Here is a 15,932-nt window from a genome sequence, read left to right on the forward strand (position 1 = left end):
CCCGGGGGAAACCACATGTGACCGGACCGCAGGCCGCGACACGGGAGACGGGGACACAGCGCGTCATGAGACCCACACTGGCCGCGCAGGCGCTGCGCGACACCACGGTCGAGTATCTGACGACGACGTTCGCGCTGGCCGAGCCCGACACCCAGGACGCGCTGGAGGACTTCCTCACCGACCCGGCCGACGGGCTCTTCCGCGGGCCGTATCTGCGTATCCGTCGCCCCTTCCGGGGGGCGGGGAGGGGCTGGCAGCGGCATCTGGACTGGTGGCCGGGGGACTTCCAGCCTTACGCACACCAGGCGGAGGCGTTCACGCGGCTGACGAGCAAGGGCGGGCACCGGCCGGAGCCGACGCTGGTGACCACCGGCACCGGGTCGGGGAAGACGGAGTCGTTCCTCATCCCCATCCTCGATCACTGCCGCCGGGAGAAGGCGGCCGGGAAGCCCGGAATCAAGGCGGTTCTGCTGTATCCGATGAACGCGCTGGCCGGTGACCAGGCCGGCCGCCTCGGCGACACGCTGGAGGACAAGCGGCTGGGCGAGGTCACAGCGGGGCTGTACATCGGCGAGGCGTCGACCCGGGGCACGTCCCCGTACCAGCGGGTGATGGTGGACCGGGCGGAGATCCGCCGCAACCCGCCGGACATCCTGATCACCAACTACAAGATGCTGGATCTGCTGCTCCAGCGGCAGCAGGACGCCTCGCTGTGGCGGGACGCGGACCTGGCGTACGTCGTCATCGACGAGTTCCACACCTACGACGGCGCGCAGGGCACGGACGTGGCGATGCTGCTGCGGCGGCTCGCGGCGGTGGCGGGGGCCGCCGAGGAGGGCAGGCCGCTCGGGACGGTCTGCCCGGTGGCGACCTCGGCGACGCTGGGGTCGGGGGACGGGACGGGTGGGTCCGCAGCCATGCTGAAAGTCGCCTCCCAGGTCTTCGGTACCCGGCTGGGCGAGGACGCGGTGGTGGGGGAGGACCGGCGGGATGTCGAGGAGTTCCTCTCACCGGTCGATGACACGCTGCCGCTGCCGTCCACCGCCGAGCTGGCGAACCTCCCCGATCCGGTGCGGACGCCCGGCGGCATGGACGCCGTCGCCCGCGCGACCGTGGGCTGCGACACGGCAGACCCGCGCGAGCTCGGGCGGAGGCTGCTGGCACACCCGCTCACGCACGAGCTGCTGCGCTCGAAGGACGCGCCCCTGACGTCGGCCGAAGCACTCCATTCGTTCCCGGCCACATCCGCGTGGCGGACGGCGTCCGTGCAGGAGCCGGAAGACGCCGCGGAGGCGCTGTCACGGTTCGTGGCGCTCATCTCGATGGCCCGTGACCCCAAGGCGCCCGCCGGGGAGGACCGACCGCTGCTCGTGGTGGAGTCGCACCTGTGGCTGCGGGCGCTCTCGCGGGTGCTGCGGTTCGTCGCACCGGAGCCGGTGTTCTCCTGGCCGGACGCGAACCAGGCGGCGCTGACGACGGGGCAGGTGCGGGCGCCAGAGGGGCGACAGGACGCCGCCGAAGTCGACCAGGCGGAGCGGCGGCGTGTGCGGGGCAGCGGGCGGCTGCCCGCGGCCTACTGCCGGCACTGCGGGCGCTCCGGCTGGTCGGCGATCTGCCCGGACCGCAATCCGCAGAACCTGGTGCACGCGCCGGACGACATCTACCGCGCCAGCGCGGCCGGCGGGGCCGCCAAGGGGCGGGTGCGGGCGCTGATCGCGGCAACCCCGGCGGAGGCGGCCGAAGCAGCCCGTGCCACGCTGGCACGCCGCGCTTCCCGGCGCAGGCTCCGGGGCGCCGCGCACGACGCGACCCTGCTGGTGCTGGAGGACAACGGCAAGGCGCTGCGCAGGCTGGACCCGGACGAGGTCCTGCTGGATGAGGACCGCATCGCTCCGGCGCCGGAGAACGGCGTCTACGTGTGGGCGTGGTTCGACAACCAGGAGCAGAGCGAGTACGCCAAGCAGGACCGCTGCCCGGCGTGCGGTCAGGCGCAGGGCATCCGCTTCCTCGGCGCCGGTGTCGCCCCGCTGGCCTCCGTCGTGGTCACCCAGTTGTTCACCGGCGGTGAGCTGCCCCAGCGGGACGAGGACAAGCGGGACCGCCGCAAGACGCTGATCTTCAACGACTCGGTGCAGGACGCCGCGCACCGCGCGGGCTTCGTGGCCAGTCGCTCCTGGAAGTTCTCGCTGCGCTCCCTCATCCACGAGCAACTGACCGAGAGCTTCGGCGCCAGCCCCGAGTTCGCGGCCGACGGCGTCCCGCTGAACGAGCTGATCGCCTCCCTGGTGAGCCGCGCGGCCGTCCCCGAGGAGCGGCTGCTGGCCTCCGTGGTCCCGCCCGACCTGCACGATGTGGACCCGGTCAAGCGGCTGCTCGCGGGCAAGAAACGCATCCCGGAGTCCACCTGGCAACTGGTCGGTGAGCGCCTCGCCTTCAACACCCTGCTGGAGTTCGGCCTGCGCTCCCGCATGGGACGGACGCTGGAGCTCACCCGCACGGTGGCGGCAGAGGTGCACCTGCCACACGCCGAGGCAGCCGCCGTGGCTGCGGAGGCGCTCTTCCGCCGCCACCTGGAGAAGCTCCTGCCGTGGGCCGCGGCGGGAGCGGACGCCCGTGCGGGCGGCGCGGCGGCAGAGGCGGAGGAGCCCGGCCCGGAGATGCCGCAGGCCGCCATCCCGGCCGAAGGGCCGCAGCGGTTGCGGTACTTCGAGGGCTATGTGCGTGGGCTCCTCGAACACATCCGGCAGAACGGCGGCATCCACCACACCTGGCTGGACGCCTTCATCGACGAGGCGGGCCGCTCCCGTCACCCCTTTCTGACCACTCTCCGTGCCCCTGGCATGCCCGCGTTCGGCCGCAACTCGGAAACGCCCGCGTTCGTGCTGGTCGGCGCCCGCGGCGGACGTACCGAATTCGAACGGGTCGACACCCGGGAGAGCTGGTACGTCGACTTCACCCGGCGCTGCCTCGGCCTTGACCAGGAGACGGCGGCGGCCTACCTGGCCGACCTCTTCGAGGAGTTGGCAGGCGACCGGATCGGCGCCCTGGCCCGCCGGAGAACCGACACCGTGGACAAGAGGCGGCCCGGAAGCGGCGTGTACGGGCTGACCCCCGGCCACGTACGGGTCCGTCCCCTGGACGACGAACAGACCACACACGCCGCGCTCAGCTGCCCGGAGTGCGGCTGGACACAGACCGTGCCGCCGGAGCGCGCCTCCGCCTGGGAGGGCACGCGCTGCCCCCTCAAGCGCTGCGAGGGCGCACTCACCCGCCCCTCGCCCCAGGCGGGCGGCCGCGCGGCGCGCGACTACCGGTACGACTATTACCGGCGCCTGTACCGGGAGGCCGATCCCTACAGCGTGGTCGCGACGGAACACACCGGCGTGCTCAAGCGGAAGGAACGCGAGGAGGTGGAGAAGGGCTTCCGGCGCGGCGTGCGGCACACCGACCCGAACGTCCTCTCGTGCACACCGACCCTCGAACTCGGCATCGACATCGGCCAGTTGGAGGCGGTCATCCTGGCCTCCCTGCCGCCTTCCACGGCCGGCTACCTCCAGCGCGTCGGCCGTGCGGGGCGCGCCACCGGCAACGCCTTCACGGTGACACTGGCCGACACCAGCCCGCGGGCGCTGTACCACCTCGCCGAACCGCAGAACCTCATCGCGGGGCCCATCCTGCCGCCCGGGTGTTTTCTGTCCGCGGGCGAGCTGCTGTGCCGCCAGTACACGGCCTACCTCGTCGACCGGGCGGCCCGGGGCACGCTGGACGGCGTACCGCCGCTGCCCGAACGGGTGACGCAACTGGTCGGCCGCACAGGCTGGCTGAAGGTGTTCCGCGAGGCGACTGCCGGCCGAGTGGATATCGCCGACGAATTCCTGCGCTTGTTCCCCGACATCGACGGCATCCCCGACTCCGGCGCCTCGCGTGACGCCCGCAAGGCACTGCGGCGCTACGCGCAGCAGGGGCTCGCCGGCAAACTGGACGAGGCCGAGCGGGCCTGGGAGGCGGAGCGCGCCGAACTCGTCCGGCGACGGGCGCTGGTCAACGACGCTGCCGACTCGCTCCAGGAGGCGGTGGAGGACGAGGCACGCGAGAAGCGCAACCTGGTCCGTGAGGCCGCCGGCCTGTCCAAGCTGCTGGCCGGGATGGCCCAGACGGACGCCCAGAGCTTCCTGGTCGAACACCGGCTGCTGCCCAACTACAGCCTCGTCGAGGAAGGCGTCCGCCTGGAGGCCATGCTCAGCTACAAGGAGCCCGCACGAAAGGCACGCCCGAAAGGCGGGGACGAGCAGAAGTCCCGCTGGAGCAACGAGCCGCGCACCTACGACCGGCCCGCCGAGGCCGCGCTCACCGAACTGGCGCCCGGCAACGCCTACTACGTACGCGGCTACCGCCACGTCATCGACGGCTTCGACCTCGGCCCGAACAAGCGGGACGCGGCCGACGGCACACCTGTGGGCTTGCGGATATGGCGGGTGTGCCGGGAATGCGGCCACGTGCGCACCGGCGAGCAGGCCGAGCAGGACACCTCCCCCTGCCCCCGCTGCGGCGGTCCCGGCATCGGCGGGCGTACCGCACTGCACCGGGTAGTGGTGCCCCGCAAGGTCACGGCCCACGACAAGCGGGACGACGCACGGATTGTGGACGACCGGGACGACCGCGTACCGACCGCGTACACGACCGTCACCGCCGTGGACGTCGATCCGGCCGACATCAAGCAGACGTGGCGGCACCAGAAGGCCACCTTCGGCGTCGACCACGTCCGTGAGGCGGTCATCCGCCGCTTCAACCTCGGCAAGGTCAGGCACGGGCGGCGCAACGACACCAGCTTCGCCGGCCGGGAAGTGGCCCTCAGCCCCTTCACCGTGTGCCCGCGCTGCGGCGGCGCCACCGACCGCGAACCCGGCCGCGAACCCGTCCAGGACACGCTCAGCCAGTCCCTGCTCGGCCGGCCGGAGCTGGCTCACCACAGGCCGTGGTGCCCCACCCGGCGCCGCGACAAGCAGGCCAAGCCGGAAGACGTGCCGGTGATCACGGCCACCGAGCACCGCACGGAGGCCCTGCGCATCCTGCTGCCCGCCGCGACGCTGAACGTGCCGGAACGTCTCGCCTCCTTCTCCGCCGCGCTCCACCTCGGGCTCGCCCTGCGCTACGGCGGCGACCCTTCGCACATCCGCTCGGCGCCCGCCACCGAGCCCGACCGGGAGACCGGCCTCACCCGCAACTACCTGGTCCTCTATGACGCCCTGCCCGGCGGCACCGGCTACCTCCAGCGCCTCGTGGACCGGGAGGGCGAGGAGCTGAGGGCAGTGCTCGCAGCCGCCCAGCAGAAGCTGCGGGACTGCCCCTGTGCGGACAGCGGGCACCGCCCTGCCTGCCACCGCTGCCTGCTCGGCTACGCTCCGGAGCGCGAGTACAAGGACGTCGACCGGCAGGAAGCCCTGTGGATGCTGGACAGCCTGCTCGGCACTGACGGCAGCAGCGAATGGGATGTCCGCAAGGACGCGGCCGACGCCGGACTCCGCTTCGTCGACCAGGCGGAGAGCGACCTGGAGCGTCGCTTCATCGAATGCCTGGAGCGCTGGCTCGCCGCCCCGGACAACGAGGTATCCGCACACCATGCCTCCACGCCGACAGGCCGTGACGGCATCCAGTTCACCCTCACCCGGCCGGACGGCAGCCCGGTGCGCTGGGAAGTCGTCGCCCAGAGAGACCTGCACGGCTACCGCACCCGCCCGGACCTGCTGTTCCGGCCGGTCACCGGAGACACGACCACCGACGGCGCGCCACCGCTGCCGATCGCCGTATACCTGGACGGCTACCGGTGGCACGCCTCCTCGCACACCAACCGCATCGCCGCCGACGCTGCCAAGCGCGCACGCCTACGCGCCGACGGCACCCTCGTCTGGCAGATCACCTGGGACGACGTCGCCGCGTGGGACAGAGAACTGAAGGGGCAAGCGGCCGACCCCGACGCGCCGCCCGACCCCCTCGCCGCCGTCGTCGCGGGCTCCGATGCCGACGCGGCGTGGCCGCCGTACGACGTGACGTCCGGCGGGGGCCCCGGCGCGATGGTGCGGAAGCAGTGGCACAACGCACGCCGGGATAAGGCCGAGGTCGATCCGTCCCTGTTCGCCGGGGCGATCCCTTCCCTTCTCGCGTTCCTGCGCGACCCCAGGCTGAACAAGTGGCAGCAGCTCGTCCAGCTCGCCGTCAGCGCGCCTGCCGCCCTGCGCAGACGGGAGCTGGCGGACGCGGACCCGTCCGCCGCCGCCCGGTGGATCGAGGCCGCCGTACGGGGCGAGCTGGCACCGCCCGTCTCCGGACAAGGGCTCAAGCTGCTGTCCTACCGGGACGGGTCCGGGCTGCCGCTCGTCTTCGCCGGAGCCCGGCGCCCCGACGGCAAGCTGCGGTGGAGCGCCCTGGCCGTGCTCGACGACCGGCCGGAGGCCGTCGAGGGAGACCGGGCCGATCACCGCCGCCGCTGGAAGGCGTGGCTGTGCTGGGGCAACCTCATCCAGTTCCTCGACCCCACCGGCGCCGGCCAGGCGGACGGCCTGGCACTCGCCCGCACCACGCTCGACACCTTCGACGCCTCCCTGCTGGCCGCCACGGCGGGACCGGTCAGCGGCCTGCTGCCGGCACTGCGCGACCAAGCCGAGGGCACCGGTCTCACGCCACCCCAGACGGACGGCGACTCTCCTGCGGGAACGGACCGGCCGAGGGAGCAAGCAGTCGCCGAAGCGCCAGAGCCGACCGCCGGCATGACCGCCCTTGAGCGCTCGGTGTGGGACGCGGTACTGGGTCAGCTCTCGAAGTGGGGCGACCCGGAGGTCGCGGCACTCGCCGAACGGCTGGCCGCCCGCGAGGACGTCCCCGTCGGTGAGGCGAACTGGGACCTCGACGGCGTGCCACGCACGGTCGAACTCGCCTGGCCAGGCCCTAAGATCGGAGTGGTACTGGGCGAGGACGCCGAGGACAGCGTCTACATGGGCGGGTGTGCGGCGGCGGGCTGGGACGTGCGCCCTCCTGATGCCTGGGATGTGGAACAACTCGTCCGACTTCTGGGCGAGAAGGGGGTCGCGGGATGAACTACGGGGCGGGCCGACCGGGGGGCCGGGCCAGGACACGGGTCAAGGTGGGCCGGCAGGCGCATAGTGATCTGGAGAGCCGGGGCGGGTCCGTTCCGGACGCCGTGGGCGACTTCGTCCACCGCCTGCGTGCCGACCGCACCAACCGGGCCCTGCGCCTGACCTTCCTGCGCGCCGCCGGCAGCAACGGGGAGCTGCATCTCGGGCGGGCCGACACGCATTGCATGGTGCTCCTCCTCTCGACGGACGGCGGAGACGAGATGCAGGTCCTCGCGGTGCGTGACGGAGCGCGGGCGCGTGACGAACTCGCCCGGCTCACCGTGGAGATCAACCCGGTATCGGGTTCCGTCGAGGTGGTCGACCAGAGCGAGGTCAGCGCCAACGTCGTTGCTCTGCCCGACCGGTCCCCCAACGGCGTCCCCGCTGAGCCCGGCGGTCCTGCCCCACGGGGCACCGACACGCCCGACACCGCGTCTCCGGCCGCGTCCAGCAGCCTGCGCCACCCGCTCTTCGCCCGGTATGACGACCGAACCCTCATCGACCTTGGCGTGGTCCCCTCCCTGCTGCCCGCGCTGCGCCGGGTCACCACAGGTAAGCAGTTCGAGAAGCTGCTCACTCACAACCTTCCCGAGCTCACCCGCGATGTGCTCCTCTCTCTGCGCGACGGCACTGACCCCAAGCACGTGCAGCAGCACATCACGGACAAGTGGCGTGCCGACGAGGAAGTCAACACCGGCGACTGGTCGCGGGCGGCACGACGCACCGTCTCCGAGGCGGAGACCGACGACGCCGCCGTACTCAGCGCGCTGGGCAAGAGCTTCGACACCTGGCGGCTGTTCCTTCACCCCGAGCAGAGGCGCCTCGCCACCGGTGACTTCAAAGGCTCCGCGAAAGTGACCGGCGGCCCGGGCACCGGGAAGACGGTCGTGGCGCTGCACCGCGTGCGCTACTTGGTCGACCGGCTGCCACCCGGCCACTCCCGCCCGGTGCTGCTCGCCACGTACAACACGAATCTCGCCCTGGAGCTCAGGGACCGCTTGGGGCAGCTCGGCGGCGAGGAACTGCTGCGCCGCGTCGACGTGAGATCCGTCGACGCGCTTGCCCGCGAGGTGGTTCAGGAGTCCCGGGCGGAGCTGGGCCGGCCGCTGGACGACGAGGCGGCCATGAACCTGTGGCACACGGTACTCGCCGAGACGGGACAGCTCGGATACGACGCCGACTTCCTAGACGCCGAATTCAAACATGTGATCCTGGCCGCCGGCTGCGGCTCGTGGAACGACTACCGTCGGATCGGCCGCTCGGGACGCCCGCGCATCAGCACGGCTCAGCGGCACGAGGTGTGGCAACTGGTGCAGACGTACCTGGCTCACTTGGAAGCCCCGCCGCGGCAGACGACATACGCGCTCATCGCCGACAAGGCAGCCGGCCTGGAACAGCGCCGTATGGCCCGCGTCGAGGAGCAGGCCCGCTACAAGGACGGGCTGGGTGGCCGCGACCTCATCCACCGGGAGGCGAGCAGCGGAATGTGGCTCAGGCCGCGCTACCAGCACATCGTGGTCGACGAGGCGCAGGACCTGTCCGCCTCGCACTGGCGCATGCTGCGCGCCATGGTCCGCAAAGGCCCTAACGACATCTTCCTGACCGGAGACGCCCACCAGCGGATCTACGGCAGCCGGGTGGTCCTCAGCCACCAAGGTATCGAGATCCGGGGCCGGGCCTCACGCCGCCTGACCCTCAACTACCGCACCACACGCGAGATCCTCGGCAGTGCGAACGGGCTGCTCGCCGGAGAGTCCTTCGACGACCTCGACGCCGGAACCGACACACTCGACGGCTACCGGTCGGTGCTGACCGGGCACGACCCCCAGTTCTGGCGCGCCCCCGACCGGCTGACCGAGATGCGCGCCGTCGCCACGCTCATCACAGAGCGCCACGACCATGGCACGCCGTACTCCGCGATGGCTGTCAGCGTTCCCGACGGCAGGTCAGCGCAGGAGTTCGCGAATGTTCTGGCCCGGGAATTCGACGTACCGGCCGTGGAGCTCGGCAAGGACGGGGCACGGTCCGGCGCGGATGCCGTACGCATTGGCACCATGCACCGTTTCAAGGGGCTCGAGTTCCAGCGCGTCTTCTTGACCTCGGTGGGCGAGGGACGGGTGCCGGACCAGCGCATCGAACAGTACCGACATGCCAACCCGCAGCGCTACCGGCAGGAAGAGCAACGGGCTCGTTCACTGCTGTTCGTCGCGGCGACCCGTGCCCGTGACGAGCTGATCGTCTCGTGGAACGGCAGGGCCAGTCGCTTCCTGCCCCCTGACGTGGACAAGACTGCCTACCGCGCCACGGATCTGCTCACGAGTGACGGACCACCATCCGGATCGTCGGGATCTGCCGTCGCCTGACAGGTCCGACTCTCCGCACCGGGGCTCCCGCGAAGAGTCGGCCCTGGCACGGAGATCTACAGCGAGGCGGAGGACAACGTAGGCGGGTGTTGTCCCAAGGGCTCCGAGGCCAGGAAATCGCTGCTCATTGACCAGTAGTCGAACACTTGGCTCAAAGGTGAGAGGGGCCGGCTCACGCGATGCTCATCGATGTCACCAGCTCAGAGGCCGTTTTGCTCGCTATTTCTGACTTTGGTCACATGGTCACCGGCCTTTGATGGGATGCGAAGTGGGGGCGCGTGAGCGGTTTACAGGTCTCGGAATGGAAGCGTTACGGACATGACCGTCTTTATGTGAATCAGTAGGACGGGAAGAACGTGGCCTGGCTCGACCGCCGCACGGGGTATCTGAAGCTTCTGGTTGAGGAACACCGGAACGCGGTACTTGATGTCCTTGCGCCCTATCTCACGGCTTCTTCGCCCGTAGCGCACAAGGCGCTGGCTCCCGAGGACGACCTTGCTGCGAACCGTCCGGGAGACCCACTGCAGATGAAGGTGGACGAGCTGACACCCGGCTTCTGGCGGTGGGCGTTGGCCAGGCTGTCCGGTCGGCGTCTGGAGGCGGACAGCTGGCGCGCGGGACTGGCCGGCGAGCGCCGGGTGGGAGCAGAACTGGAGAGGTTGGCGCGACGAGGCTGGCGAGTTCTGCACTCGATACCCTAGGCCGGTGATGTCGACATCGACCATGTCCTGATTGGTCCGGGCGGAGCCTTCTGTTTCAACACGAAGTGCCACCGTGGAGCGCGCGTTTGGGTGGGTGACAACTCTGTTCGCATAGGTGGCCAGTCGTACCCCTACGTGCAAAAAAGCCGGGCCGAGGCGCAGCGGGCCTCAACTGCGCTGACGAGGGCGTGCGGCTTCCCAGTCGAGGTTCAGCCGGTGCTTGCCTTCGTTGCGGTGGCAGCGGTGCAGGTCGTGCCGTCACTTCGTGACGTGCATGTCCTGCAGGAGCCGGACATTGCGGCGTTCGAGCACCTCAGGACTGACTGGCGACCGGGCAAGATCGAGTCGGTGTACGCGGCGGCACGTGATCGTCACACGTGGGTTCACCCTTGACGGTTCGCTGGGTGCCAGTCAATTTTCAAGTATATGGCCCGTTCACGTCATTACTCGCCGGTCCCGCTTGCTGCCATCGCTTCCCTCCGCCTCCTGGAGGGTTTTTCAGACGCGACCTGGGGGATAGGTGTCCAATCACTCTGCGCTCCGTGCGAACAAGATCCGCACCACCAACAACGCTCAGCAGAAGATCGCCGACTGCGAAACCAAGCTCGCCGCCCACCGAGCCGCGCTCGAAGCAGGCGCCGACCCCGCGCTGGTCACCCAATGGATCGCTGATACTCAGGCCCGCCGCAAACAGGCCGAAGCTGAACTCCGAGCCACCACGCCGCAGCCACCGCCGCAGCACGGCACACCGCTGTCGCGGGATGAGATCGCCGCACTCGTCCGAGTAGCCGGGAACCTCACCACGGCCATCCACCAGGCTGACCCCACGGACAAAGCCGAGCTCTACAAGAAGCTGGGCATCCGTCTGCGCTATGACCCCGCGCAGCAAAAAGTCCTGGTCGAGAGCCATCTCAACCAGGACCTAGGCGGTTCCCGTGGGGTACCAGTACGTGTCGGGAGGGGGACTTGAACCCCCACGCCCTGTAAAGGGCACTAGCACCTCAAGCTAGCGCGTCTGCCATTCCGCCACCCCGACCGGGTGTGCCGCTCGGGCCGTGGCGGCCCTGGCGACGGGTTAAACCTTAGCACCCGTGGCGGACTGCGATCACCCGCCTCTTGGGGCGCCGCGGTATGAGCGGGAGTATGGGGGTCTACCTGCGAGAAGAGGAGGCAGCGTGAGTGCCGAGACCGCCGAGACCGAGGTCGTCGATCTGTGTCGTGACCTGATCAGGATCGACACCAGCAATTACGGCAACAACGAGGGGCCGGGCGAGCGGGCGGCGGCCGAGTACGTCGCGGAGAAGCTGGCCGAGGTGGGGCTGGAGCCGCAGATCTTCGAGTCCCGGCCCGGCCGCGCCTCCACCGTGGCGCGGATCGCGGGCGAAGACCCCTCGCGTCCGGCCCTGCTCATCCACGGGCACACCGACGTCGTTCCGGCCAACGCCGACGACTGGACGCACCACCCCTTCTCCGGGGAGATCGTCGACGGCTGCGTGTGGGGCCGGGGCGCCGTCGACATGAAGGACATGGACGCCATGACGCTGGCGGTGGTGCGCGACCGTCTGCGGACGGGCCGCAAGCCGCCCCGCGACGTCGTGCTGGCCTTCCTCGCGGACGAGGAGGCCGGCGGTGTGTACGGGGCGCGGCACCTGGTCGACAACCACGCCGACCTGTTCGAGGGTGTCACCGAGGCCATCGGTGAGGTCGGCGGTTTCTCCTTCACGGTCAACGAGAACCTGCGGCTCTACCTCGTCGAGACCGCCCAGAAGGGCATGCACTGGATGCGGCTGACCGTGGACGGCACCGCCGGACACGGGTCGATGACCAACAACGACAACGCCATCACCGAGCTGTGCGAGGCCGTGGCGCGGCTGGGCCGCCACAAGTTCCCCGTACGGGTGACCAAGACGGTCCGCTCCTTCCTGGATGAGCTCTCCGACGCCCTCGGCATCGAGCTCGACCCGGAGAACATGGAGGAGACTCTCACCCGGCTCGGTGGCATCGCGAAGATCATCGGCGCGACCCTGCAGAACACCGCGGCGCCCACGCAGCTCGGTGCCGGGTACAAGGTCAACGTGATTCCCGGTCAGGCGACAGCGCACGTGGACGGACGGTTCCTGCCGGGGCACGAGGAGGAGTTCCTGGCCGACCTCGACCGCCTCCTGGGCCCACGGGTCAAGCGGGAGGACGTGCACGCGGACAAGGCTCTGGAGACCACCTTCGACGGGGCGCTCGTGGACGCCATGCAGTCGTCCCTGCGCGCCGAGGACCCCATCGCCCGCGCCGTGCCGTACATGCTTTCGGGGGGCACCGACGCCAAGTCGTTCGACGACCTGGGCATCCGCTGCTTCGGCTTCGCTCCGCTGAAGCTCCCGCCCGAGCTGGACTTCGCCGGCATGTTCCACGGCGTCGACGAGCGGGTGCCGGTGGACGGCCTGCAGTTCGGAGCCCGGGTGCTGGACCGTTTCCTCGACCAGGCGTGAGGGGGCGGCCCGGGATCTGGAGCCTGGGGCCTGGGACCCGAGGTGCTTCGGGCCCGGCATGGTCCGGGCCCGGTGTGGCTTCGGGCCCGGCCCGTTCGCGGGCCCGGCCGGGAAATCGGTCACGTGTGCTCATATGACCGGGAAGAGTGAATGATCTAGTCAGTTCGTAGCCAGATTCCTCCGTCCTCGTTACAGGAGATGCGGTCCCCGGTTGGGACCGTCTTGCCAACTAGGAGGAATAATGATCAAGAAGGTCATCGCCGCTGCGGCTGCCACCAGCGGTCTGGTACTGGCTGGTGCGGGTATGGCCGTCGCCGACTCGGGTGCGCAGGGTGCCGCCGTGCACTCCCCGGGTGTTGTTTCCGGCAACGTCGTCCAGGTTCCGGTCCACATCCCGGTGAACGCCTGCGGCAACAGCGTTTCCGTGATCGGGCTGCTGAACCCCGCCTTCGGCAACACCTGCGTCAACTCCTGACGCCGAGTCTCACCCGACCCGTTCGGTGAGCACACGAACCTGAGCGGCCCCGGAGCGCGCGCCACGCGCTCCGGGGCCCTCGGGTCTTCCGAGGGCCGAGGCCCTCGACGAGGTCGAGAAAGTCCGAGGGGGGCGGGACGGCGCACACAGGCGCCTCCCCCTGGCCGGTCCACAGAAAGCCACATCAGGCAGCCACATCGGGCAGCCACCACGAGGCAGGGGAATCCACACGATGCGACAGGGCACCAGAAAGGGCCTCATCACCATGGCCGCCGCGGGCGGCCTGTTCGCGATGTCGGGGGGAACGGCGTTCGCGGACGCGGGCGCCCAGGGCGACAGCGCGAACTCGCCGGGGGTCCTCTCCGGCAACACCTTCCAGGCTCCCGTGAACATCACGGTCAACATCTGCGGCAACACCGTGAGCGTCATCGGCCTGCTCAACCCGGCGTCCGGCAACGGCTGCGCGGGCCTCGGCAGCGGTTCGGAGGGTACGGGCGGTACGGGCGGCGGCTCCGGTTCGCACGAGGGACGACCGAGCGGGCAGAGCCCCCAGGGCGGCCGCGGTGACCAGGTCACCGGAGGCGGCAGCGGCGGCAACGGCGCCCACGCGGGCGGCTCCTCGCACAGCTCGCCCGGCGTCGGCTCGGGCAACGACGTACAGGTTCCCGTCGACGTGCCGGTCAACGTCTGCGGCAACACCGTCGACGTCGGCGGGGTCCTCAACCCGGCGCACGGCAACGGCTGCGCCGACCCGGAGGCGCCCGGGCCCGTCGACCCCGGCTACCCCGAGGAGCCGGGCAAGCCCGGTGAGCCGGAGAATCCGGGGAACCCCGGTGAGCCCGAGACCCCGCACCACCCGGAGAACCCGGGAAACCCCGGAAATCCGGGCGACCCCGGAAATCCGGACGACCCCGAGCACCCCGGGCAGCCTGACGAGCCGGGTGGGCCCGACCGGCCCGGGAATCCGGACGAGCCCACGTCACCGGACTCGCCGCAGACACCCGACCAGCCCGGCAGCACCGGCGAGGTGCACGCGGCCTCCCAGCCCGTGCCCGCGGCGGAAACCCCCGACACAGCCGACGCCGAAGCCCACGGCGAGCTGGCGCACACCGGTGCCGGGTCGCAGCTCGGCGTCGCCGCGCCGCTCAGCATGGGTCTCCTCGCCGGGGGCTACGTGCTCTACCGTCGCTCCCGCGTCGCCACTCGCCGCTGACCCGGCGGGCGCCCGCGCCCGCCGGGCAGTGAGACGGCACGCGCTCCGCTGCGACGCGCTGGTGGCCGGCGAGCGACCATCCGGGCAGTGAGCAGGCCGGACCGGGGAGCGGGCCGTGCCCGGAGCGGGAAGCCGGCGGCGCCCGGAGCGGGAAGCCGGCCAGTGCCCGGACGGGCGTGGGCATCGCACAGGAACGATCGTGCCCGGGGACGGGAACGACTAGCGCCCCGGGCGACCGGAACGAGGAGCACTCAGCCGAAAGGGAACAGTGCTCGGCGAAAGGGAGCAGTGCTCAGGGCGGAACGAGCAGTGCTCAGGGCAAAAAGGGAGCGGGCCCCGGCGAGGGGCCCGCTCCTGCGCTGTCCGGCGGCGGCGCCGTCATGTCCCCGGCTCGGAGTCCGGCGCTGCGGCGTCCATGGTGATCACCAAGTGGCGCGCAGCTGACGGATGATACGGCGACGCAGTCGCACCCGGCGGCTCCCGTCGGGGTACAGCCTGGTCCTGGCGAGCTCCCAGTGCCCGTACTCGGCGTGGTCGGTGAGTAGTTGGGTCGCGGCCTTGCGGGACACACCGCGGGGGACGTACACGTCGCGAAATTCGTATTCCGGCATCCCCACCATTGTGCGCGCGGAGCCCGTCTGCCGATAGCGTCTGCACTATGTCTGATGCTGCGCAGCCCACCGCTGCCGACGTACGCGCCGCCGCCGAGGCGGTCAAAGCCGCGCTGGACCGGCACCTTGAGGCCGTCGAGCGCCGCGCGGGTGAGTCCCGGGCGTCCGCGGGGGCGGACGCCGACGCCGGTGACGGGGAGCGGAGCGAGGCGTCGGCGGAGCAGGACACCGCCGGACTCGACTCCGCCGTCTACGCCGCGTTCGACGAACTCGCCGCCGCTGGAGAGGCCTACGACGAACTGCTGTACGAGGTCTACGACGAGGTCACCCCCTTCGAGATCCCCGGCGGAGACACGCTGCCCGCCTACGCGGGGCCGGAGACGCCCAGCGCGCTGAGCGTCCTGATCCGCAGGGACTACACCATCGCCGAACCGCAGCGGATGCTCGCCCAGGCGGAGCGGGTCACCGAGCTGGACCCGGAGTCGGCGGAGGACGAGCGGGTCGAGGGTGCCTCGGCGGGTGGTGGCGTGCACGCCGCGCTGGGTGTGCTGTTCGGCGAGTACGAGCCGGACGAGATCGCGACCCGGCACAAGGAGTTCGGCCTGGAGGAGGGTGACTCCACGCTGTGGGTGACCGCGGTCGACGAGCCCGGCGAGCCGGGTGAGTGGCTCTCGGCCCCCTTCGACCAGGCGGACCCGCAGCACGTCGTCTGCCGTTTCGATGTCAGCTCCGTCTTCGACGAGGACGAGGAGGATCTGCTCGTCGAGACGGCGGACGAGCCCGGCTCGGCGGCCGGCGGCGGGGCCGGGACCCAGCGCCGGTAGCCCGGAGCCTCGCCTCCGCCTCCACCCCGACCGTCGCCCCCCCGTCTCCCTTCGGTCCCCTTCCTCCCCTACTCCGCCTACTCCGTGCTCCGTCTGCACCGCGGTCCTGCGGCCCAGGCCGGGGTTTTCCCC

10 protein-coding genes and 1 tRNA gene are annotated in these 15,932 nt (G+C 70.8%); 9 read left to right on the forward strand and 2 right to left on the reverse strand.

Going from position 1 to position 15,932, the window contains the following annotated elements; genetic code table 11:
• Window positions 1-65: 65 nt before the first annotated feature.
• The 5 genes from DTL70_RS04385 (at window position 66) to DTL70_RS33185 (ending at window position 11,164) form a co-directional block, all read left to right on the forward strand.
• Complete coding sequence (locus DTL70_RS04385) at window positions 66-7,091, forward strand: DEAD/DEAH box helicase (protein WP_147266727.1); 7,026 nt, start codon at window positions 66-68, stop codon at window positions 7,089-7,091.
• Window positions 7,092-7,195: 104 nt separating this feature from the next.
• Window positions 7,196-9,493: a UvrD-helicase domain-containing protein gene (locus tag DTL70_RS04390; RefSeq protein WP_181860777.1), complete on the forward strand. Its 2,298-nt coding sequence runs from the start codon at window positions 7,196-7,198 to the stop codon at window positions 9,491-9,493.
• Between the two features lie 356 nt (window positions 9,494-9,849).
• Entirely contained in the window at window positions 9,850-10,194 is a 345-nt protein-coding gene (locus tag DTL70_RS34085) for a hypothetical protein (RefSeq protein WP_245978995.1), read from the forward strand.
• A 15-nt stretch (window positions 10,195-10,209) separates the two neighbouring features.
• Window positions 10,210-10,587, forward strand: coding sequence for a nuclease-related domain-containing protein (locus DTL70_RS34090; RefSeq protein ID WP_281278653.1), 378 nt, complete (start codon window positions 10,210-10,212; stop codon window positions 10,585-10,587).
• A gap of 127 nt (window positions 10,588-10,714) precedes the next feature.
• The gene (locus DTL70_RS33185) at window positions 10,715-11,164 is read left to right on the forward strand and encodes a hypothetical protein (protein WP_147266728.1); all 450 of its coding nucleotides are present in this window, start codon (window positions 10,715-10,717) and stop codon (window positions 11,162-11,164) included.
• Here the strand turns inward: DTL70_RS33185 and DTL70_RS04400 are convergent.
• A tRNA-Leu gene (locus DTL70_RS04400) sits at window positions 11,146-11,230 on the reverse strand. The two genes, DTL70_RS33185 and DTL70_RS04400, sit on opposite strands and share 19 nt — an antisense overlap.
• Window positions 11,231-11,369: 139 nt before the next feature.
• On the opposite strand from DTL70_RS04400, the gene DTL70_RS04405 reads away from it, so the two are divergent.
• The 3 genes from DTL70_RS04405 (at window position 11,370) to DTL70_RS04415 (ending at window position 14,365) form a co-directional block, all read left to right on the forward strand.
• Window positions 11,370-12,677 (forward strand): M20/M25/M40 family metallo-hydrolase, encoded by a 1,308-nt coding sequence (locus tag DTL70_RS04405; RefSeq protein ID WP_114020490.1) that lies wholly within the window; start codon window positions 11,370-11,372, stop codon window positions 12,675-12,677.
• 241 nt (window positions 12,678-12,918) lie between these two features.
• Entirely contained in the window at window positions 12,919-13,152 is a 234-nt protein-coding gene (gene chpH, locus DTL70_RS04410; RefSeq protein ID WP_114019289.1) for a chaplin ChpH, read from the forward strand.
• Between the two features lie 232 nt (window positions 13,153-13,384).
• Window positions 13,385-14,365: a chaplin gene (locus tag DTL70_RS04415; protein WP_114020491.1), complete on the forward strand. Its 981-nt coding sequence runs from the start codon at window positions 13,385-13,387 to the stop codon at window positions 14,363-14,365.
• A 422-nt stretch (window positions 14,366-14,787) separates the two neighbouring features.
• On the opposite strand, the gene DTL70_RS04420 is transcribed toward DTL70_RS04415, so the two are convergent.
• Complete coding sequence (locus tag DTL70_RS04420; RefSeq protein ID WP_114019287.1) at window positions 14,788-14,976, reverse strand: DUF5703 family protein; 189 nt, start codon at window positions 14,974-14,976, stop codon at window positions 14,788-14,790.
• A gap of 47 nt (window positions 14,977-15,023) precedes the next feature.
• Between DTL70_RS04420 and DTL70_RS04425 the strand changes: the two genes are divergently transcribed.
• Complete coding sequence (locus tag DTL70_RS04425) at window positions 15,024-15,800, forward strand: hypothetical protein (RefSeq protein WP_114020492.1); 777 nt, start codon at window positions 15,024-15,026, stop codon at window positions 15,798-15,800.
• Window positions 15,801-15,932 lie beyond the last annotated feature (132 nt).

It is taken from the genome of Streptomyces diacarni (assembly GCF_003323715.1).
Lineage (GTDB): Bacteria > Actinomycetota > Actinomycetes > Streptomycetales > Streptomycetaceae > Streptomyces > Streptomyces diacarni.